Origin of the sequence: Flavobacterium sp. FlaQc-47 (assembly GCF_044006475.1) — a bacterium.
Lineage (GTDB): Bacteria > Bacteroidota > Bacteroidia > Flavobacteriales > Flavobacteriaceae > Flavobacterium.
In genome coordinates, this window is the sequence record NZ_JBIPCQ010000004.1 from 408,686 (window position 1) to 431,209 (window position 22,524).

The window sequence follows — 22,524 nt, forward strand, 5'->3', positions numbered from 1 at the left end:
AAAATATTTCCTGATGCAGAACTAAGAGCTGGAATGTTCAATACAGCATTTTATAAGAATAAAAAATAATACTAATTTAAAAACCAGTAATTATGAGAAATTTAAAATTCCCGGAAATTGAAAAAAAAGTACAACAAAGTGTATATGGAGCATGGGGAGGATCTAATTCAAACGAACCTTTATACGACGGAGGCTGGCTTGACGAAGTAGTTATTGGCGGCGGCGGTTCCGGTGGAGGAAATGGCTCTAGCGGCAGTTGGGATTATGGTGACAACGGATCATATGATAACGGCGGTTATTGGGGTGATTATGGCGGTGGCGGTGTTCCAGAAGCTGACAATGATTTTGGTGAAAATTTTATTGTCGCTAATAGTATGCTAAATTTTGCTCAAGGTGTTGCTAATGCCGGAGAGGCTAATTATGTTGAAAATCAAATAAGAAATGCTGTTAATGCAACGGGACTTGCAACAGGATTTATAGGAACAGCAATGGATGGATTGGAAGCTATTACTAAAGAAATTGGTTTTACCGTAAAAACATTTGGTAAGGTTGCTACTGGAATAGGAGCAGTTAGTGTTGTTATTGGTGGACGTGAAGTTTATATTGCAGCTCAAGAAGCAATATCAGGAGTAGATCCTTGGGATGAAGCTGATACATTAAATGCGGTTTCTACCTTGTTGGGAGGTATTGCTTTAATTCCTGGTCCACATTCTATAATATGTGGTGGACTATCGATAGCAATAGGACTAGTAGGTACAGCATACTCTCAAAATTAAAAAAACATGATAAAATCAAAATTGCTTTTATTTTATGAAATGTTACTTAATACATATTATTATAATCAGAATAAGGATGAAGAAACATCTAAGGAATATGCTTATTCTGCGGTAAGAAATCTTATAGGCCTTGTAGTTTTCATGCCATCAATGGTAATTCTCGCAATTGTTACATGTCTTTTCAAGTTTGAAATTAGCCTATTAGCAGGACCAATGTTCTTTGTAATTACTGGAGTCTTTTTGTACATGTATATTTTACTTACCAAAAAATTCTTTAAACCTTTATTTAATAACGTAGAACTTAAAAAAGAGAAGCCTCCAAAAAATTATTTTTTTGTAGTTACATTAGCTTTAGCAGGCTTATTTGGGGGAGGAATGTATGTTCTAGGCAGGGTGTTAACTATTTACTTGTGTGGATAATCTAAAAAATTTCAATCCGTTGCAATATTTATTAATAGCAACGGGTTGACTTTAATATTAAAAAGATAAATGATAAAATCAAAATTGCTTTTGTTTTATGAAAAATTACTTAACGACTATTTTTATAATCAAAATTATGATGAAGAGACAGCTAAAAAATATTCGTATATAGCGGTAAGAAACGTTATAGGAGGTATTGTATTTATGTTATGTGTAGTGTTTTTTATAGTTATTACATGTGTTTTTAAAATAAATGTAGATATAAAGAGAAACAGACCTCTTGCTTATCTGTTTATGGCAATTTTAATATTCTCTTATATTGAGTTTACTAAAAAAAAAAATTAAAACCAATGTTTGGAACAATAAAATTGAAAAAGGAAAAACCGCCTAAAAATTATTTTTTTTTATTTTCAGTCTGTTTTTTTCAGTTTGTTTTGCGGAGGAATGTTTGTCATTGCAAGATTGTTAAATTTTTATTTATGTAAATAATCTACAAAATTAGAATTCAATCCGTTGTAATTATTTATAGCAAAGGATTGAATTTAATAAAAGAATAAGTAATGTAAACAGAATATTATCATCCTGTTTTTTTATAGCATATAATTATGTTGAAAATATTTTTTACAGGTTTTTTGTGTTCTTTGAGTTTAACTGTTTTTTCTCAAAAAATATTTAAAGTCGATGACTTTATAAATAATTCAGAAAACTCAATAGAGAATTCAAAAAAAAACAAGTACATCAAAATTAATAAAAATGAGGATGACTTATTTTATAAAAGTTTTTTACCGGATATTGGTTTAAATTTTACATTTCCTGCTTATAATCGATCGATATCAGAAGTTACTCAGCCTGATGGGACTTTTGCTTTTAAAGAATCAAACTCTGCTAATTCAAGAGTTAGTCTTTCATTATCACAAAAAATTCCTTTTACCGGAGGAAAACTAACCATTTCTAACTCGCTGAATCGCTTAGATTTATTTGGAGATACCCAAAACTCAACTTCTTATTCAGCTTCATGGATGGGGATAAATTTATCACAACCATTGAATTTTTTTAATGCAATGAAATGGGATAAAAAAATTCAAGATTCAAAGTTTGATTATAATAATATCATGAACATCAAAAATGGTTTTGGGATTAAGAAAAAAGCTGTAAAAAATTATTTTGAGTTACTTAAAATAAAAACTGAAAAGGATTTAATAAACAAAAGATTAGAAGTAACACAGAAGTACAAAAGATATATTATAAACCTTATTAATGCAGGAAAAGCTATGGCATATGACTCCATAGATGTGGAACTAAAATTACTAAATGAACAAAAGAATTTAAGATTTCTGGATAAATCAGAAAATTTAAAAATAGAGAGTATTAATACTTTTTTCAAAAACAAGATTTTCAAAAAATCAGACTCGATGTCGATCCCGAGTGTCAAGATAAATCTTCAGGAAAGAGATTATTATATCAATAGATACATGGATGTTTACTATATAGTTGAAAAAAATAATTCATTAAGTTTTCAAAAAAATATAAAACAACTTGAGAAAAATAAGTTTTATGCAGCAAGTTTATCTGTGGGAGCAGGATTTAATAATTCAGCTCAAGAATATACTGGTATTTTCAAAAATCCTAATGAAAGTCAAAATTTTTCTATTTCATTAAATGTACCCTTGTTAGATTTTTCAAAAAAACGTATAGAATTAGAAATTGTTAGAACTCAATATGATGTCGAGATCTTAAATTTAGAGCAAGAAAAGATTTTTAACATAGAGCGTATTTCATTTTTGCATGAAGAAATAAATGATTTGCTAGATAATCTGGGAATTGAAAAATCGAGAACTGATCTTTTGAAAATTAAATTAAACAGAATGGGATCATTACTGTATGCTCAAAAAATTCTATTCCAGGATTATTCTGAAACAGAAAATTTACTATTTGAATCTCTTAACGCAAGAATAAATATCACTCAGAACATTTACAGTAAAATGATTGAGATAGAAGAAATAACTTTAGTAGAAATTATAAAAAATGAATAGAAAATGAGAGAAGAAGATAATAATATCTTAATAAATGTCATAATAGGTCTTTTTTCTGCTTTGATAATTTCAATTATATTTTATTTATATTACAAAGGCGAATATAAAAAGCCATTAAATGGAGAAACAATTGGGCTTGCAACCAGAATTAAACAAGGTAGACCCAGTACTTTAAGATATTATTTTTATGTTGATGAAAAGAGGATTTTAGGCAGAGCTTCCTTAGCTAATCCTGATCTTGTAAATAAGTTTTATAGAGTAAAATATGATCTAAATAGTCCCGAAAAAGGGCATGCTATTATTTTAAATGAAGAATTACAACCAGATTCAATCACACTAGTAAAAGCAGGTTTTACTAAAACCAAATATTACATATATGACGCTGGTGTAACTTGTAAATATATAGAGAATTCAAAATGGAAATAATCTATTACTAAAAGAATTGATGTAGAAATATAAATGTATTTATAAATCTATCTTTTTTACAACAAAAGCAATACGCTATGATTCAATAAAATAACTTTAACAGAATTATAAATAATGAAAATTAGACTCGCCGAAACGAAAGATATTAAACAAATCTTACCCCTTTTTATAGAATTAGATGTTAAGCATAGCAATAACAATACAGACTTGAGGACTGTTATTCCTAAAGAACGTTACAGAAATATTTTTCAAGATGTTTTTAAAAGTAATAGCAACTTAATATTAATAGTTGTAGAAATTGAAGAAAAAATAGTTGCATTTGCTTTAGGTAAAATAATAAAAATTCAAAACAATTTACTTTTAAAAGATCAAATTGTGGGTGAAATTCTATATTTCGCAGTTGATGTTAACTTCCAAAGAAAAGGGATAGCTAGGGTACTTATGCATGATATTGAAGAAAGACTTAAAAGTAGAGGAGCTGATAAATTAGAACTGCGTATATTTAGTTTTAATAACGAACCAATACCCGAAAAAATTAATTATAAACCTAAATATACTGTTTATGAGAAACACTAAAACAGGGGTATTAATCTCAATAAAAAATGTAGATCTTATATTAAATGAGACAAATATCGTTTTCCGCAAAGAGATTAACCAGCATAAAAAAACAGTGAAGAAGAATAAAAGAACTTTAGTAAAAAATTATACATCCCAAATTATAAATTTTGGATTTTTAAAAGTACAAACTTATTATTAATACATTAGTTTCCCATGATTTATTTGAGGTAATGCTCATCGGGAAATTATTAGGAAGCAGTATTTCATAAATGCCTTTAACCCTTAACTTATTAAAAAATACTCCATAACTATTTTTTAACTTATATTCTCTTTTTTAATATACATTAGAATTGTAAGAGACAGTTTAAAACTGCCTCTCTTTTTTCAACGAAAACCTTTATTCATTTTTCTTGTGATCATGCTCTTTTAAAGGCGGATAATCTTGCTTTTTTTCTGGTGTAACACGTCTTCTTTCATCTAATGTTCCATCTTCTTTTTTTGGTTTTGGACCTGGCTTAATAGCTTCAACTGTCTGCATATTATTTTATTTTAATTGTTATTAAGATTGGTGACTATCACTTATCTTAATAACAAATAAAATTATTAAAAACAATTTTTAATTATGGAAAACCATAATTGGAGGAATTATAAAAAACATTTAATTCATTACGGTTTTCCATACTTTAATTTTAAATCCTTTCAGTATGTTTGCTTAAAATACTTGATAAAAACATACTGGAAGAAGATGGATACTTTATTTATTTAAGAACTATCAGAAATAAAGATTATCAAAAAACAAGATAAAATATGATATTATACAAACTTGGAAGCATATGGGGAACGGGAGCACCTGATTTTTATGAAATGATCAAAAATAAAAATATTTCTTTGAGTCATATTGGTGATTGTAATCCTAAAAAAGATTCAATTATATTAATAACTAAAGGACATACTGTTAAAGCAATTACTATTCTTTTAGAAGATTGTCAACCGGTAACAAACAATCCTGAATTAAAAAATTCATTTGATGAATATAATATTAGTTATAACATAGAAACTCTTTATGCTAGATCTAAATGGATTGAATTAAAACCACAAGACTATTTTTTATTCAAAACTCAAGATGGAATCTGCAGAATTCATAAACAAGAAATTCATCAAATTACAAAATCCCTCATTTCAAAGTATATGTCAAATGAAAATTTAAATAAAAATATAGATTTACTTAAATATAAAAAACAAATTATACTCCAAGGTCCTCCAGGAACTGGAAAAACAAGGTTGGCAAAAGAACTAGCTAAAGTTTTAATAGGAGAGCAAATAATAAAGGAGAAACCGTCTAAAATTAACAATACTGATATTGAAAGGTATTTAAAAGTAGGATTGGAAATTTCAAGCGTTAAAGAAAAAGCAATATATACAATAACTGAAATTACTCCAAATAATGTTCGATTAACATTAGCAGGAGGAAAAACTTATTCTCCTAACTTTTTAGATATTAAAAAATGGTATACTAATAAAAAATGGGACATAAAAGGAGAACAAACAAATCAGTTAGATCCTTATAATGCTGCATTAGCGAAATATATTCATGATAATATTGAAGATATCGAAAATAAAATTGATTTTACTGAATCGAATCAATTCAAGCTAATTCAATTTCATCCTTCTTACACCTATGAAGATTTTGTCAGAGGCATTGTTTCTAAGCCAAATGAAAATGGAGAAGGAATTATATTTAAAACAGAAAATAAAATAATAGCTGAATTTGCAGAAAAAGCATTAAAAAACAAACTTAACAGTAAAAAAGGGGCTGCTGAATTATCAAAGGAAAAATGGGTACATGAACAATTTGAACAGTTTATATATGATATATCTGAAGATATAGAGAAAAAAGAAAAAATTGAACTAACTGAGTCTGTTTATATAGTTGAATTAGATGACGACGCTTTTAGATACAAAGGACTGGAAGGATGGACTAAAAGAGGTAATAGAATGCTTTTCAATGACATTAAACAAGCTTATTTAGATGAAAATTCAGATAGACAAGATTTAATCCATAATGACAACTTATCAGGATTAGCTAAGTGGCATGCAAGCTATTATATTAGGGTACTTGATATGTTTAGAAAATTCTTGAATGATAACAATTTAAATTTTATAGCGGATAATAGTGATAAAGAAGAATTAATAAATTACGTTTTAATAATTGACGAAATTAACAGAGCTAATCTCCCTTCTGTTTTAGGAGAGTTGATTTATGCGCTAGAATATAGAGATGAATTAGTAGACAGTATTTATGAGTATGAAGGTAAAAGAGAAATAATCTTGCCTTCTAATCTATTTATTATTGGAACTATGAATACTGCAGACAGAAGTGTTGGCCACCTAGATTACGCAATAAGAAGACGTTTTGCTTTTATGGACATTTTACCTAAAGATTTATCAGAGGAAGAAGAAATCATTTTCGATTCTCCATTATTTCATTCAGTTAAAGAGTTTTTTACCTCTGACGATTACAAAACACGTTCTAACTATTTATCAACCGATTTTGAACCAAAAGATGTTGCATTGGGTCACTCTTATTTCATTGACAAAAAAGAAGATGGAGGTTCTATGAATATTAGACTTGAATATGAAATAAAACCTATTTTAAGGGAATATATAAAAGACGGAATCTTAAAAGAAATTGTAAGAGAAAAAATTGAACAACTATCCACTACCATTTAGATTATGCTCTTCTTAACTGAACATTTTGAATACTATCAATCCAATCACATTTCCGCTTTTCAGAAACTTGATAGCTGGATGACTTATTTTGACAAACCTATTCTTGAAGATCAAATACACTTTGCAAATGATAAGAGTAAAAAATGCGTTAGTATAAAACTGCATAAAGAAGGTTTTGTAGGACATTCTTGTGATATCACATCATCTTATTACATTGGTTTAGATCGCTTTAAATCTTTGGAATGTAACGTATATATTGAGCCCAAAATAAATAACAGCAATCTGCAATTAGATTATATAACAATGCTTCTGGAGGCTTTGAAAGAACCCGAAAATTTTGATCATTTAGAGAGGTTAATTGAAACTAAACTAAAAGATAAATGGATTGAGATTAAAAGCGATCTTAAACCTATATTAACTCCTTTTTTAATAGCGCAATTTCTTTCTTTAGTTCAAGATTTGGTGAGAAAAGGATTGAAAAAATCTTATTACACCGTTCAAGAAAATTTAAATTCTAAAATAAAAGGAAAAATATTAATAAGTCAGCAAATTAAACAAAATCTGTTAAAAAATAAATTAACTAAAACAATCTGTCAATATCAGGAATTTGGTTTTGACACAGAAATTAATCAATTTTTAAAGTACGTTCTTTCGGTAATTCCAAATTTACTATCAGATTTCAGTCAGGAAAAACAATTCGACCAATTGCAAGAATTATTACATTATTGCAATGGTGGTTTTTATCAAGTAATAAACAAAAAATTTAAAAATCTAAATCATACTGAAAATAATCCTTTCTATTTAAATTATAATCAAGCTATTAAACTTGGAAATCAGATTTTAGCACTACAAGATTATAATATATCTTCTAAGAATCAGCAAGTAACAGCTATGCATCCTCCTTTTTGGATAGATATGAGTAAATTATTTGAATTATATGTCTTTAAACAACTTAAACAAGAATTTCCAGAAGAGGGTCAGGTAAAATATCATGAAAAACATAATCGTCAGGAATTAGATTATATTATAAACACACCAAATCTCAAAGCAGTTGTAGATGCTAAGTATAAACCAAGATATGTTAATGGAAATCCATCTATGGACGACGCAAGGCAACTATCAGGATATACAAGACTTAATAGTGTTTATAGAGAACTAGGAATAAATGATGATACATTGATTCCAGCATACTTTATCTATCCTGCCAATCTTTATGAAAATATTATAAACGCAACAACAAAAATAGAGACTGATATATTAGAAATCAATACAACTTCAAAAAAAATACTCAAATCTAACTTAAGAAAGTCCTCTACATATCGTGAAATATTTTTACAAGAAGTAGAATTACCAATTAATCAATATCTTTAAGTAATTAAAAATTCATTTTCTAATTTTTACATAATACTTTATTTCCACTAATTCGGTATTTCCGAATTACTTATTCAAATATCAAAATATCCCTACTCCTCATACATTTCCATCCACAACCTCGTCTCTTCCAGATCCAGCTCCTTCTCGATCTTCCTGAAAATCTCCTCATTGACAGAACCGGATTTATGCATCGATTCTAATTTATTGCGTTCCACATTCAAAAGATCAATTTGAATTTTAGTAAAATCGTTGAAAATCTCGCCACCCATCAGTTTTCCTTTTCCGAAGAAATTGGCCGGGAGTTCGGTTTTTTGAAGGCGGTTGAATTTTACTTCATATTTGCTTTTTATGTTATGGAGTAAGTCGTCGTTGAGTAACGAGAAATTATCTTCTATATGAGTAATCGTTTGCGAAACGATGATGTTTCTTATTTCGTATTCTTCGGCAAGGATGGAATATTTTTCGATTTTTAGTTTCTTAATTAACCATGGTAACGTCAATCCCTGAATAACCAGAGTAGAAAGAATCACACAAAACACCAGGTAAATAATGAGGTTTCGCAACGGGAAAACTTCTGTTTCATTCATCATTAAGGGTAATGCCAAAGCCGCCGCCATTGATACGACTCCGCGCATTCCGGACCATCCGAAAACGATCATGTTCCTGAAATCGAATTCTTCCTGCAGTCGGATTTTTTTACTGATAAATCGGGGAAGCAAAGTCGCCGGAATCACCCATAAAAAACGCACTACAATCACAACTAAACTTACAGATGCGCCCCAAACAAACAACAACCAACCGGAATAATCGCCTATTCCTAATATAATCTGGCGTAACTGCAATCCAATTAATATAAAAATCAATCCGTTAAGGATATTCGTTAGAACGCTCCAGATTGTTCCTGTCATCATTCGGCTTTCGTGGGTAAAAATAGTTCCTGATCTTGCCGAAAGGAAAAGTCCTGTCGCAACAACCGCCAAAACTCCCGAAGCTTCAAAATGTTCTGCAATTAAATAGGACGCAAAAGGTGTCAGCAATGTTAAAGTAGCTTCGATAACCTCATCGCACACAAACTTTTTATGAATAAAACTCATAATATAGCCAACACCTAAACCAATCCCAATTCCCAAAACGGACATCACGACAAAATTCAATCCGGCTTGCCAAAGCACAAAATTCCCTGCTGTAATAGCGGTCAGGGCATATTTGTAAGCCACCAGACCACTGGCATCATTTACCAGACTTTCGCCTTCAAGAATCGCAATTAACCTCGGGTGTAAACCCAAACCTTTTGTAATTGAAGTTGCAGAAACTGCATCAGGAGGTGAAACTATCGCTCCTAATAAAAAAGCTAACGGCCAGGAGATATCATCTATCAGCATATGTGCTGCAAAAGCCACGGCAACGGTTGTAAAAAGCACCAAACCTACAGCGGCAAGTGTTATGGGGCGAATGGTTTGTTTAAAATCTGACCAACTGGTGTACCACGCCGCATGGTATAAAAGCGGCGGCAGGAATACGATAAAAACAACTTCGGGGCTTAGCGCAATAACCGGAAGTCCGGGAATAATACTTATAATAACTCCGCAAAGTACGAGCACGATAGGAATGGGAAAATTATACTTTTTACTGATAAGGCTCAAAAAAGCGACTCCAAATAGTAACATGATGATTACGGTAATATTTTCCATTTTGTGGTGTTTTGGTATTTCTGGTGAGAGTACGAATATAATATTTTTAAAGTTTCCTTTTTTGTCACAGATTAAGATGATGAAAAAGATTTTGCTTCTGTTTTTTTGCTCGCAGATTTTGCAGATTAAGCAGATTTTTTCTGGTTTGTGTTTGCTTTATCCAATGATTAAATGAATTGAAAAGATTATTCCTTATAGACTTTAGTCTATGTGTATTCATGCAAAGTGAAACGCCTTTTTTCTACACATCAAAAACTATGTATATATGTGTTAAAAATTATACGCAACGAATAAGCAATCATTTTAATCCATTGCAAAACAATTATACGCAACCTACAAAACTCCAAAGCCTTCAAAATCTCATTTAACCAAATTTTATCATACTTTCCATCATAAATATCGCAAAAAAAATTACATTTGGTCCTTAAATTTATTGCCCTCAATTATGATTCATAAAAGATATTTTATTGGTTTATTGTCCTTATTTGCAGTCTTTTTTTATGCACCACTCGCCTACTCTCAAACTGCACCGCCCAAAACAGAAAACCGTCCAAAATTATTTGACGATACTACTACAGACAGTGATTATTTAATTTCTATTGAAAAAGCCGGAGAAGTTTTAGAATCTGCTCATAATGACACGGAGTTTGACGGAAACAGTCATCATTTATTTGGAGATATTAAAAGAACGCAAAGTAAACTTGACCTTATTTTATCGAGTTTAAAAGGTGCAAATCCTAATGTTCGTAATCAGCAAATGTATCGCATTGTACTGAAAGAAATCGAACAGGAACTTAACGAGCAAAATACGGCGATCAACTTACGCAATGAAACGCTTGAAAAAATAAAAAGCCGTGTAACTGATTTGCGCAAGGACAAAACCCTTATGTTGCTTATAAAAGATACGATTATCCGCAAGCGATTTAAAAGTGAATTGGCTAATCTTAAAAACAGATACCTGAGTACAGACAGTTTAATGACCAAAAATCAGGGTATTTTAAATAAAAATAAAAGACTTACCGTAGAAAGAAAAATTGCCGTTTCGAATGCTTTAATCACTGTTGACAGCAAACTCGAACAGTCCGGAATAAGTATGCTCAAAAAGGAATATCCCGTATTGTGGAGTACGAGCGATTCTACCTCAAAAAAAATCGTAGGACAAAACATTAAGGATAAAATCATCATTGAGGAAAATGTCGCTGCCTACTATTTAAGTTACAGAATAGGCGGATTAATTTTTCTGGTAGTATTAATGAGTTTATTAGGCTGGTATATTGCACGCAACTTAAAATACCTGAAAAATAACGGATACGCCGAGAACCTCTCTCAATTTAACTTCAAATATTTAAATCGGGGTATTATAATTCCGGTTGCAGTTGTAGGTTTAAATATTGCAGTTGTGAGTAATATTTATGCGCCGGCAATGTTTATAGAGCTAATTCAGCTGGTGCTTTTGGGACTATTGACTGTACTGTTTAAAAACAACTGGAAAAAAACCTCCATGGAAAATTGGTTGTTGCTGTTAGCCTTATTTTTTGTACTTTGTTTCCTTGACCTATTTATTTCGGTAGGATTTATTCAGCGTTGTGCATTTATTGTGATCAATATTTTTGCAATTCGTTATGGATTTGTTCAGATAAAAACGCTTAAAGACCAACTTTACATCAAAGGTTTCTTTAAATGGGCCACTATTATATTTATCGGCTTAAATGTTCTGGCATTATTAAATAATCTTTTCGGACGTGTTTCTCTGGCAAACATGTTAAGTATTACGGCTTTTATTTCGCTTACGCAGATTGTTGCCTTAAGTGTACTTTTAAAAATAGTTTTAGAGATTATTCTTTTACAAATTTATACAACCCGTGTTAAACGTGGTATTGAAAAGATTTTTGATTTTGAGTCTTTATCAGATACACTAAAAAAACCTTTCATAATTTTAATTAGTTATATGTGGCTTGTTGTCATTGCTTCTAATTTGAATATTTGGGAATCGCTGCGTGCCAACTTAACTTCATTATTAACGCATCCTAATACTATAGGAAGCATCACTTTTACTTTAGGAAACATTGTTTTGTTTTTCATAATTATCTGGGTTGCGCATTTATTACAAAATTATGTAGCGTACTTTTTTGGAGAAGTTGATGATGAAAATGAAGAAAACATCAACAAAAGACAACATTCTAAATTACTCATTACAAGACTTGTAGTCTTAATTGTGGGATATCTTCTGGCGGTTGCCGCATCAGGAATGCCATTAGACAAACTAAGTATTTTATTGGGAGCTTTGGGTGTGGGTGTTGGACTGGGACTTCAGAGTGTGGTTAATAATTTTGTTTCGGGTATTATTTTAATTTTTGATAAACCCATACAAATTGGAGACGTAATCAATATTAGTTCAGAATCCGGCCGTGTAAAATCGATGGGATTGCGTACCACCAAAATCAACTCGGCAAACGGTGCCGAAATCATTATCCCAAATGGTAATTTATTATCCCAAAATATTACAAACTGGACGTATACTGACAATTTTAAACTGGTAGAAATTGCGGCAGAAGTAAGCGGTGATATTATGCCGGAAGAAATTAATACCTTAATATTAGAATCTCTTGAAAGCATGGTTTTAGTCAATAATGCTAAACCACCACAAATTTATTATACTGCTATTGCCGACGGAAAGTTCAATTTGCAAATAAAATTCTGGTGCAGCATTTACCGTACCGAAGAAACAATAAGCAGCGCACGTCAGGTATTATTCAGTAATTTTAAAGCTAACGGCTTAACGTTAGCTACGTAAAATAACATATTAGATTATATCTTAAAAAATCCGTTACGCACAATCGTGACGGATTTTTTTTGAATTTATTTGCTCAAATACAAACTTTTAAGCAAAGGACTTTCTTATTCGATCCCGCCGGAATTCTGTTTACTTTCAATTTTGTTTAACTTCATTAATCTCAACCTTCAACAAATAAAATTTTATATTTTAAAAGAAGACTACAAATTGCGAATTTCGACCTGAAAACGTTAAACTTATTAGATTATACTTGATTAAAAGTAATAGAATTAATCTTACCTTAGCAGAAATATATCCACTTCAATTTTAAATGATGCGTAAAATCATCTTTATTTTGAATAAAAACGGAATTATTCCAAACAAAAAAACCTAACTAATTTTACTTATTCAAAATGAACAGACAGAATTACAATCTCTTACTAGCCGATGATGATGAAGATGACTGCGCTTTTTTTAAAGAAGCACTTGATGAAATAGTAGTACCTGCAGATCTTGTAACTGTTAATGATGGTGTAGAGTTAATGAAGTTTTTAGCTGTAAATACTTTACCGGATATTCTTTTTCTGGATCTTAATATGCCCCGCAAAAATGGGCACGAATGTCTGACCGAAATAAAACAAAAAGAGGAACTTAAAGATTTGCCCGTAATTATTTTCTCTACTTCTCTGGACATTGAAATTGTTGATAAGATGTATGAAAAAGGAGCTACGTATTACATTCGCAAACCGGGAGATTTTTCGAAATTAAAAAAAGTAATCGAAAATGCTCTGATTACAGCTTCCAAAAATAATTTTAAGCAACCCGCCAGAGCAGAATTTATTCTTCAACCCTAATTGTTTTTAGAATGAGCTTTACAAATAAAGAACATTATTTTCTTGCCGATGGTGGCGAAATGGGTAAATTGATGCGGGCTAAAGACTGGAGTAAAACACCTTTGGGCAATCCTGAAACCTGGCCGCAGAGCCTTCGCATCATGACATCTGTAATGCTCAACAATCCTTTTGCGATGTACATTGTATGGGGTGAGGATTTTACACAATTATACAACGATACTTATAGCCGGATTCTTGGTCCTGGCAAACATCCTGAAGCTTTAGGAATTACTTCACGCATTACATTTGCAGAAATCTGGGATACTATAGGTCCCATGTTTGATGATGTAAGAAAGGGAAATTCGATTATCAATCCTGATATAAAATTAATATTAAAGAGAAATGGAATTGATGAGGAGTGTTATTTTAATTTTTCATACACGCCCATTAAAACTGAAGATGGCAAAGTAGGCGGTGTTTTAGTCACCGTTATTGAAATTACCGAAAAAGTAAGAGCAACAGAAGCACTTAAAATAAGCAATACCAGATTTAAAAACAACATCATGCAGGCTCCTGTGGCGATGTGTGTTTTTAGAGGGAAGAAACATGTGGTGGAAATTGCCAATGAAAAAATGATTTCATTATGGAGAACAGAAGAAAAAGATGTACTCAATAAACCCATTTTTGAAGCATTACCGGATACAAGAAATCAATATCTTGAAGATGTATTAGATAATGTTTACAAAACCGGCGAAAAATTTGTTGCCAATGATCAACTCGTTAAGTTCTCACGCAATGGCAAAATAGAAGATACTTATATCAATTTTGTTTACGAAGCGCTCAAAGAATCTGATGGAACAATTTCCGGCGTTATGGGGATTGCGCTTGAAGTAACATCACAAGTAGTGTCACGCTCAAAAATTATAGAGAGTGAACAAAAAGTCAGGGAGTTGGTCGAAAATGCGCCTTTCCCTATTGCTTTGTACGTAGGAAAAGAAATGACAGTTGAATTAGCCAATGACTCCATTATTAAAGTATGGGGAAAAGGCAATGATGTTATTGGTAAATCTTTTAAAGATGTTGTGCCGGAACTTGATAATCAATTGGTATTTGAACAAATTAATGAAGTTTTAAATACCGGAAAATCCTTTCACACAAAAAACACACCACTTGATTTAACTGTTGACGGAAAATTAGGAACCTACTATTTCAATTATAGTTTGACACCAATATATGATGCAAACGGCAATATATATGGCGTAATGAATACCGGAGTTGACTTAACTGACCTGAATATTGCCAAGAAAAAAATTGAGGAAAGCGAGGAGAATTTACGCAGTATGGTCGCGCAATCGCCCATTGGTATCTGTGTAATAGATGCAGAAACGCTGATAAGCGAAATTGTAAATGAGAGTTTTGTTGAAGTTGCCGGAAAATCATATGACCAAATTGCAGGAAAAAACTATTGGGACACATTTGCTGAGGTAAAAACTTATTATGAAGATGAATTAAAAAAAGTAATAAGTGATGGAATACCTTTTTATGCTAATGAAGTAGAAATGCACCTCATCAGACATAGAAAAGAGGAAAAAATCTATGTAACTTTTGTCTATGCTCCGCTAAAAAATATTGAAGGCAAAGTATCAAAAGTAGCCATTTGGGTACTTGACAATACACAACAAGTGATCGCCAGACAAAAAATAGAGGAAGCCGATAAGCGTTTTAGAGACACCGTGAAACAAGCTCCGGTAGGAATCACTATTTTACGCGGTCCAAATTATATGGTCGAAATGGCAAACGAAGCTTATCTTAAGTTAGTGGGCAAAGAGGAAAGTACTTTTATAGGCAAACCTTTATTTGAATCCTTACCGGAAACAGTAGAAATTGTAACTCCGCTTTTAAAGGGTGTAATTACTACCGGCATTCCGTATCACGGCAATGAAGCGCCTGTACCTATAAACCGACACGGAATACCGGAAATATTTTATTTTGATTTTCTGTATCATCCTTTAAAAGAGGAAAATGGAGAAATTTCAGGTATAATAGTAACTGTTACAGATGTAACTGAAAAAGTAGAAGCCCGCAAGAAAGTCGAACTCAATGAAGAAAGACTAAATATTATTGTTGAAGCCAGTGAACTGGGAACCTGGGAGTTGTATGTTAAAACAAAAAATCTTCAATATTCAAAAAGATATCTTGAAATTGTTACAGGACATCAAAATGACGCATACCTAAGCCATCAGCAATTATTGAGTCACGTTCATCCGGATGATTTACACATACGCGAACGCGCTTTTAAAGAGGCAATTACCTCAGGATATATACATTATGAAGCACGTGTAATCTGGGAAGATCAATCGATTCATTGGGTTGAAGCCAAAGGAAAACTTTTTTATGATGCTAATAATAATCCTGAAAAACTTCTGGGAACCATACGAGATATTACCGATGAAAAAAATCATCAGCATGAGCTCGAAGTCAGTGAAAAAAGATTTCGAAAACTGGTCATGGAATCTCCTGTCCCAAAAGCGATTTTGAAAGGGAAAGATATGGTGATTGAAATTGTCAATGAAGCACTTTTAAAAAATATCTGGCGAAAAAAAGAAGACGAGGTTCAAGGCAAAAAAATATTTGACATATTCCCGGAACTCCGCGCTCAAAAATATGGCAAACTTTTACATGAAGTTTATACAACCGGAAAAATACACTCAGAATCTGAATCCTTATTATTAATTAACGAAAATGATGGCGAACAAAAGTTTTACATCGATTTTGAATACGCGCCAATGCGTGAAGCCGATAACGCAATTTCAGGTGTAAGAATCACCATAATTGATGTAACGGAAAAAGTCGAAGCCCGAAAAAAAATACAGGAAAGTGAAAAACGATTCAGATCATTAACCGAAAGTATTCCGCAGCTTATCTGGGAAACCGATGAAAAAGGAAACGCATTATTTGCATCAGGTAAATGGTTAGAATACACCGGAATTCATCCTGCCGGTCTGGCCGAATGGAAAGCAATGATTCATCCTGATGATTTTGAAGAAAATGTGAGAGTCTGGACACGTAGCCGGGAAACAGGCGAACCGTATAAAACAGATGTAAGGGTTTTAAGAAAAGATGGCAATTACAGATGGCACTCCGTAATAGGCGAACCTGTTTTAAATAAAGACAATAAAATTATAAAATGGGTAGGCGCGTTTACAGATATTCAAACTGAAAAAGCCTTTACTCAGGAATTAGAAAAACAAGTAACAGAACGTACAAAAGAACTGGAACATAAAAATGTAGAACTGGAGCAAATGAATAAGGAACTTCAGTCGTTTGCCTATATTTCAAGCCATGATTTACAGGAACCGTTGCGAAAAATACAAACGTTTGCAACACAGATTATCGAGAAAGAATCTCAGAATTTATCTGATTCCGGAAAAGATAAATTCCAACGCATGCAAAATGCGGCTCAAAGAATGCAGACACTTATCAATGATTTACTCTCGTATTCGAGAACAAATATTCAGGAAAGAAAATTTGAAAAAGTCAATCTTTCCCAAATTATTGATGAGGTAAAAGAAGATTTAAAAGAAGAACTGGAACAAAAAGATGCCATAATAGAAAATACTGAAAGCTGTGTTGTCAGTATTATTCCGTTTCAGTTCAGACAATTATTATACAATCTTGCCAGCAATTCATTAAAATTTTCGAAACCGGATACTCGTCCTGTAATAAAAATAACAAGTCGATTTGCTAAAGGATCAGTTTTAGATCATGACCCTTTATCAAAAGATGTTGAATATTGCCATATTAGCATTTCAGATAACGGGATAGGTTTTGAACCTCAGTACAGTAAAAAGATATTCGAAGTTTTTCAGCGTTTACACGGAAAAATGGAATATACAGGAACCGGAATTGGTCTTGCCATTGTGAAAAAAATCGTTGAAAACCATAACGGATTCATTACCGCAAAGGGCGAACAAAACAAAGGCGCCACTTTTGATATTTATATCCCGGTGATTCACCATTAAAACTAAACAAAAAAAAACGGAAATAACTTTTAAAGTCATTTCCGTTTTTGTTTTTTAATTCTAGTGAATTAAGATTACTTCAATTAATTATCTTGTATAAACAGTGATAACTCCAGTAGTTTTATCTTTAATTTTCAACTCCTTATTAGTAAGGTTCATGATATCGCTAGTTGTATTTGTAGTACCAATAGTAAGAGTTAAATCATTGTGAGATCTTACGTAAGTTCCAGTAGTTTCTACTAATGCACAGTTTGAACCGTTATAATCACCTATTACTGCTGCATTACTTAATCTTAGGTCTAAATAATCTCTGTTACATCCAGCTGCGTTTTGTGGAGCGTCGATTAAAACCTCTTGTCCATTAATAATTGTACCTGTTTGGCTTAGGTTGTATTTACCTTGGATTGGTACAATTGTTTCCCCGTCGTTGTCATCGTTACTACAAGATGTTGCGAATAAACCGATGCTTAATAATACTGCGAATAATATTCTTTTAGTTTTCATGTTTGATTTGTTTAAAATTATTTATGCTAAATTACTTTTAAAGTCTATCAGAATTGTTCTATAATTTTCGGAAAGATTTACATAATTTCATTGAATTACTAAATAATTACTTGCTAAACCCTGCTATTACTAACAATAAAGCAATATTAACCTCTTAATATCAGCATTTTATAACAAATAAGCATCTGATTTATTTTTCTCACAAATTGGTTTAGTATTGAGTCAGATCTCTGAAAAATTGTATTTTTACTTCATTAAGCAAACAAATTAGCGATTTAATTGTACCGAATCATTTTAACCGTATAATACGGCACCTAATATGTTTTTTACCTATTGCCTGATTACACTTAATTAGTATCTTTGAATTATGAGCACACTTACAAAACAAAATCACATAGGGCGAAAAATCAGCCGTATTCGTGAACTTCGGGATATGAAGCAGGAAGCTTTGGCGTATGAAATGGGCATAAGCCAGCAAACAATATCTGCAATAGAAAATAGTGAAACTATAGATGAGCAAAGACTTATTGAAGTTGCAAAAGCTCTTGGTGTAAGTGTTGAAGCCATTAAAAACTTTTCGGACGAAGGAGCAATTAATTATTTTAACAGCGTATATGACAACGATATTAACGGCAACATTTTTAATGCAAACGTAAATAATTGCAACTTCAATCCTTTAGATAAAATGATGGAACTTGTTGAGGAAAACAAAAAACTTTATGAGCGTTTACTGCAGGCTGAAAAAGATAAATTCGATTATGTAGAGAAATTATTAAACGCTAAATAATAAGTCGTAACATATATAGTATAAAAAGGACGAGGTTTCATATGAAGCTTCGTCCTTTTTTTGTGTGGTTTCAGGATGACAAGATTGCGTTTACTTTGTCATTCTGAGGAACTAAAAATAGCGCAAGAAACTCCACAAAGATTAGCACCCAGTTTTGTCATTCTGAGGAACGAAGAATCGCACACGTAATTCGACAAAGATCAACGATTTTCGTTACGGAAATCCTAGTGCGATCCTTCCTCCGTCAGGATGACAAGATTGAGTTTACTGCAATCCTTTTACTTCTTTACATATTTATTCAGGATATAATGCGTCACAGGTCTCAACGGACTATTATTTTCAGGATGTCTTCCGTGTACATTAAAAAAATCTACTCCGTTTGCTGTTTTTGCATACCATATAATAGCAACTCCGTTTTTATCAAAATAAGTCGTAGTATCACAAACTTTCAATTTTTTAAGATTAACAAGCGTTGGATCTAAAATCTCAATATTATTAGATTTACCAATACCTTCTATTTTCAATTCACAATCTACAATTTCATAATGATCGCCAGACCATTGCATGCAGTCTTTATTTGGAAAAGCAAAAAAGACAACTACAAATCCAACAAATAAAAATATTGAAGCTACCATAATAGCGTATTTTTTACTTATTTGTGATATTCCTGGTTTCGTTGGTTCTATTGGTTCCTCTATTTTCCCTGGCTTCTTCCCTACATCTACAAACGAACTTATTCCTTGTGGTGTTGAATGTATTACTTCAACAACACCTTTTTCCTTTCCTTGCTCATTTTCTTTTTCCTTAATAAATGTTTCCAAATCTCCAGAACTATCAATTTCTTCCTTTGGTGAATTTGATAATTCTGAACCATTATCAACTAAAATCTCATCTTGGTATAAACTTAGAATTCTAAATTTATTAAAAGGTCTTCCGCTAAAATCTACCAGAATTGCCGCCATATTTACCGCATCCACATTGGTTGGATCAGTTTCTCCTTTAAAAAAAGAATCTATTGGTCTGAACTTATCAATTTGTTCATCAAACTTATTCTTTCTATTTACATCAAAAGGTAATCCTAATAAAGAACTAAAAACATTTAAATCATCTTGATTTCTGTTTTGCTGCTGAAATAATTCCCAACATAAATTACGAAGTTTTGCCCTCGTAGGATTTTCCAAATAAACATGATGCGAGCCGTTTTTTTCTATCTCATACTTCTTTTTAACAGCTAATTTATAATCTTCAAAAGTATTTTTTTGCATAAGCTTTAGGAATTTCAAGGATTTCTCACTTGGATTTTTAAGGATTTTTACGGAATTGTCAGGACTTGAAAAAATACAACGGAATTCCCGGAATGCCCCATAAACAAAGGCTCATAAGCGTTGTTCCTTTGCCTAAGAAATTAGTTCTTGTTTCGATATCGTATTAAAACAAAAATACAAAACTAGTTCAATTAAAAGTACGGAAAACCGTAAGACGAAATTTATCTGGGAAGTATAAATCAATCTTACTGTTCTACGCACTTCACTTCCCAAACACGAAATGATTATTGCTTTAACAAGCTCTGGAAAACCTCCGGACGGCAATACTCATGCTTACTTTAAAATTATAAAAACATGAAAAAGCTATTTATATTGGGAGCGTTTGCGCTATTGAGTACAACATTATTTTCTTGCACTGCTGATGAAGATTCATCAGATAACAACGCTAAAACTGAGGTAAAAAAGGAAGTCATTCCCGCAAAACCATCCTATGCTGATGGTCCTGGCGATGCTCCTATAATTGTTCCACCACCTCCAACAAAAGATTAAATATTAATAATTAATTTGTAAATAAACATTTATAATAAAATGTGTAAATTCGGGGAAAGTATCTTTTATGTTACGGTCCCCGTTTTTTTTGTTTATTATATTCTTCATTGTTATTTCCTGCCAAGAAACAACGACGCCATCTATTAAGGTTAAATCAACCCCAAAAGAAGCTTCTATTTTAAGAAATAAAGGCATATCTAACTTTCAGAACAAAAATTTTAATAGTGCTTTTTACTATTTCAATAAATCTAAAATAGTTTATGAAATCAAAAAAGACAGTGCAAATGTTGTATATACTCTTATACAAATGGCCACGATACAGCAAATCAACGGAGATTATTATGGAAGTAAAGAAACTCTGACCGAGGCTTTACCCTATATTAAAAAGAAAGATATTTATAGTGCTGCAATTAATAATTTCTTTGGCATTGCAGATAAAGAACTGTCTTTATATAGTGATGCCGTTTTTTATTACAAAGAAGCCTTAAAAGATTGTACTGATGAAATATGTAAACAATCTCCATTAAATAATATTGCTGTTTTATATATTCAACAACAAAAATATGATGACGCAATTAAAGCCCTTGAATCAATTTTAAGCAATAAAACACTTGATGATAAATCATTTCTGTTTAATAAAGCACGTGTTATAGATAATCTGGGTTTTGCTTATTTTAAAAAAGGTCAGCCTGAAAAAGGTCTTTTATTATTGAATGAAGGTCTTCAACTAAGAAATAAAGTCGATGATACTTACGGTAAAATCGAAAGCAATTTACATCTTGCCGAATATTACTCGAAAACAAACCCTGAAAAATCCCACCAATTTGCGAAAACAGCCTACCAAATTGCTACAAAATTGCATAGTATTGATGAACGTCTGGAATCATTATCATTTTTAATTTCAAACACATCGAGCATTCATAATACAGAATATGCACAAAAATATGTTTTCCTGAATGACAGTATTATTAAGATTAGAAATAATTTTAAAAATAAGTTTGCCAAAATTAAATACGATTCTAAAAAAGAAAAAGACGAAAACCAAAAACTGCGTTTAGAAAAAATTGAAAATCTATATGCAATACAGGAAGCAAAATATCAACGAATATTTTTTATAGCTGGATTTATTTTTCTGGTAATTATAATTGTACTTGTTGTTCGATATTATAAAAATCGAAATCGAATTGAAAAAATAAAAACTGCCTACGATACTGAAACCCGAATTGCAAAAGACATTCACGACGAATTAGCAAATGATGTTTTTAATACGATCATTTTTTCGCAAACACAATTATTATCGAACGAAAGTATAAAGGAAAACCTTATTCAAAAACTAGATCATATCTACAATCGCGTTCGCGGAATTTCAAGAGAAAACAATGATATTGATACTAAAGAAAATTATTCGGCAAACTTAAAAGAAATGCTTTCTACTTATAATAGTGACAATACAAACGTCATTATTAATAGTATCGAAAAAGTAAACTGGGAATTAATTGATGAGGTAAAAAAAGTCGCGATATATAGGGTTTTACAGGAATTAATGGTAAATATGAAAAAACACAGTCACGCATCTTTAGTGGTTGTAAAATTTGAAAGTAACGGAAAAACAGTTTCTATAGATTACACCGATAACGGAAAAGGCAGTCAAAAAGATAAAATTATCAAAAATGGCTTACAAAATATGGAAAACCGTATTCTGGCAATAAAAGGATCGCTTATTTTTGACACTGAACCTGATAAAGGATTTAAAGTAAAAATAACGCTGCCTAAATAAAAGCTC

At 31.5% G+C, this 22,524-nt stretch carries 17 protein-coding genes; 13 read left to right on the forward strand and 4 right to left on the reverse strand.

Annotated elements, in window-relative coordinates:
- The first annotated feature begins 92 nt into the window (after positions 1–92).
- From ACHRVX_RS14990 to ACHRVX_RS15010, 5 genes are all read left to right on the forward strand, one after another.
- A complete protein-coding gene (locus ACHRVX_RS14990; protein ID WP_395333584.1) occupies positions 93–776 on the forward strand; it encodes a hypothetical protein in 684 nt (227 codons plus the stop codon).
- Between the two features lie 6 nt (positions 777–782).
- A complete protein-coding gene (locus tag ACHRVX_RS14995; protein ID WP_395333586.1) occupies positions 783–1,196 on the forward strand; it encodes a hypothetical protein in 414 nt (137 codons plus the stop codon).
- A gap of 605 nt (positions 1,197–1,801) precedes the next feature.
- Complete coding sequence (locus tag ACHRVX_RS15000; RefSeq protein ID WP_395333588.1) at positions 1,802–3,229, forward strand: TolC family protein; 1,428 nt, start codon at positions 1,802–1,804, stop codon at positions 3,227–3,229.
- A gap of 3 nt (positions 3,230–3,232) precedes the next feature.
- Positions 3,233–3,655, forward strand: coding sequence for a hypothetical protein (locus ACHRVX_RS15005; RefSeq protein WP_395333590.1), 423 nt, complete (start codon positions 3,233–3,235; stop codon positions 3,653–3,655).
- 114 nt (positions 3,656–3,769) lie between these two features.
- Positions 3,770–4,231 (forward strand): GNAT family N-acetyltransferase, encoded by a 462-nt coding sequence (locus ACHRVX_RS15010; RefSeq protein ID WP_395333592.1) that lies wholly within the window; start codon positions 3,770–3,772, stop codon positions 4,229–4,231.
- A gap of 379 nt (positions 4,232–4,610) precedes the next feature.
- On the opposite strand, the gene ACHRVX_RS15015 is transcribed toward ACHRVX_RS15010, so the two are convergent.
- Positions 4,611–4,751: a hypothetical protein gene (locus tag ACHRVX_RS15015; RefSeq protein WP_395333594.1), complete on the reverse strand. Its 141-nt coding sequence runs from the start codon at positions 4,749–4,751 to the stop codon at positions 4,611–4,613.
- A 269-nt stretch (positions 4,752–5,020) separates the two neighbouring features.
- Between ACHRVX_RS15015 and ACHRVX_RS15020 the strand changes: the two genes are divergently transcribed.
- Positions 5,021–6,943 (forward strand): AAA family ATPase, encoded by a 1,923-nt coding sequence (locus tag ACHRVX_RS15020; protein ID WP_395333596.1) that lies wholly within the window; start codon positions 5,021–5,023, stop codon positions 6,941–6,943.
- Positions 6,944–6,946: 3 nt separating this feature from the next.
- Positions 6,947–8,314 carry a restriction endonuclease gene (locus ACHRVX_RS15025; RefSeq protein WP_395333598.1) on the forward strand — a complete coding sequence of 456 codons (1,368 nt, stop codon included), beginning with the start codon at positions 6,947–6,949 and terminating at the stop codon, positions 8,312–8,314.
- A gap of 92 nt (positions 8,315–8,406) precedes the next feature.
- On the opposite strand, the gene ACHRVX_RS15030 is transcribed toward ACHRVX_RS15025, so the two are convergent.
- Positions 8,407–10,008 carry a Na+/H+ antiporter gene (locus tag ACHRVX_RS15030; RefSeq protein WP_395333600.1) on the reverse strand — a complete coding sequence of 534 codons (1,602 nt, stop codon included), beginning with the start codon at positions 10,006–10,008 and terminating at the stop codon, positions 8,407–8,409.
- A 445-nt stretch (positions 10,009–10,453) separates the two neighbouring features.
- On the opposite strand from ACHRVX_RS15030, the gene ACHRVX_RS15035 reads away from it, so the two are divergent.
- From ACHRVX_RS15035 to ACHRVX_RS15045, 3 genes are all read left to right on the forward strand, one after another.
- Positions 10,454–12,802, forward strand: coding sequence for a mechanosensitive ion channel family protein (locus tag ACHRVX_RS15035; protein WP_395333601.1), 2,349 nt, complete (start codon positions 10,454–10,456; stop codon positions 12,800–12,802).
- A 392-nt stretch (positions 12,803–13,194) separates the two neighbouring features.
- A complete protein-coding gene (locus ACHRVX_RS15040) occupies positions 13,195–13,635 on the forward strand; it encodes a response regulator (RefSeq protein WP_395333603.1) in 441 nt (146 codons plus the stop codon).
- A gap of 11 nt (positions 13,636–13,646) precedes the next feature.
- On the forward strand, positions 13,647–17,636 hold the full coding sequence (locus ACHRVX_RS15045; RefSeq protein ID WP_395333605.1) for a PAS domain S-box protein: 3,990 nt from the start codon (positions 13,647–13,649) through the stop codon (positions 17,634–17,636).
- A gap of 87 nt (positions 17,637–17,723) precedes the next feature.
- Here the strand turns inward: ACHRVX_RS15045 and ACHRVX_RS15050 are convergent, their stop codons facing one another.
- Positions 17,724–18,140: a lipocalin family protein gene (locus ACHRVX_RS15050; protein ID WP_395333607.1), complete on the reverse strand. Its 417-nt coding sequence runs from the start codon at positions 18,138–18,140 to the stop codon at positions 17,724–17,726.
- 367 nt (positions 18,141–18,507) lie between these two features.
- On the opposite strand from ACHRVX_RS15050, the gene ACHRVX_RS15055 reads away from it, so the two are divergent.
- A complete protein-coding gene (locus tag ACHRVX_RS15055; RefSeq protein WP_395333609.1) occupies positions 18,508–18,927 on the forward strand; it encodes a helix-turn-helix domain-containing protein in 420 nt (139 codons plus the stop codon).
- Positions 18,928–19,205: 278 nt separating this feature from the next.
- Here the strand turns inward: ACHRVX_RS15055 and ACHRVX_RS15060 are convergent, their stop codons facing one another.
- Positions 19,206–20,192: a hypothetical protein gene (locus ACHRVX_RS15060; protein ID WP_395333611.1), complete on the reverse strand. Its 987-nt coding sequence runs from the start codon at positions 20,190–20,192 to the stop codon at positions 19,206–19,208.
- A gap of 354 nt (positions 20,193–20,546) precedes the next feature.
- Between ACHRVX_RS15060 and ACHRVX_RS15065 the strand changes: the two genes are divergently transcribed.
- Positions 20,547–20,741 carry a hypothetical protein gene (locus ACHRVX_RS15065; RefSeq protein ID WP_395333613.1) on the forward strand — a complete coding sequence of 65 codons (195 nt, stop codon included), beginning with the start codon at positions 20,547–20,549 and terminating at the stop codon, positions 20,739–20,741.
- Positions 20,742–21,048: 307 nt separating this feature from the next.
- Positions 21,049–22,518, forward strand: coding sequence for an ATP-binding protein (locus tag ACHRVX_RS15070; RefSeq protein ID WP_395333615.1), 1,470 nt, complete (start codon positions 21,049–21,051; stop codon positions 22,516–22,518).
- Positions 22,519–22,524 lie beyond the last annotated feature (6 nt).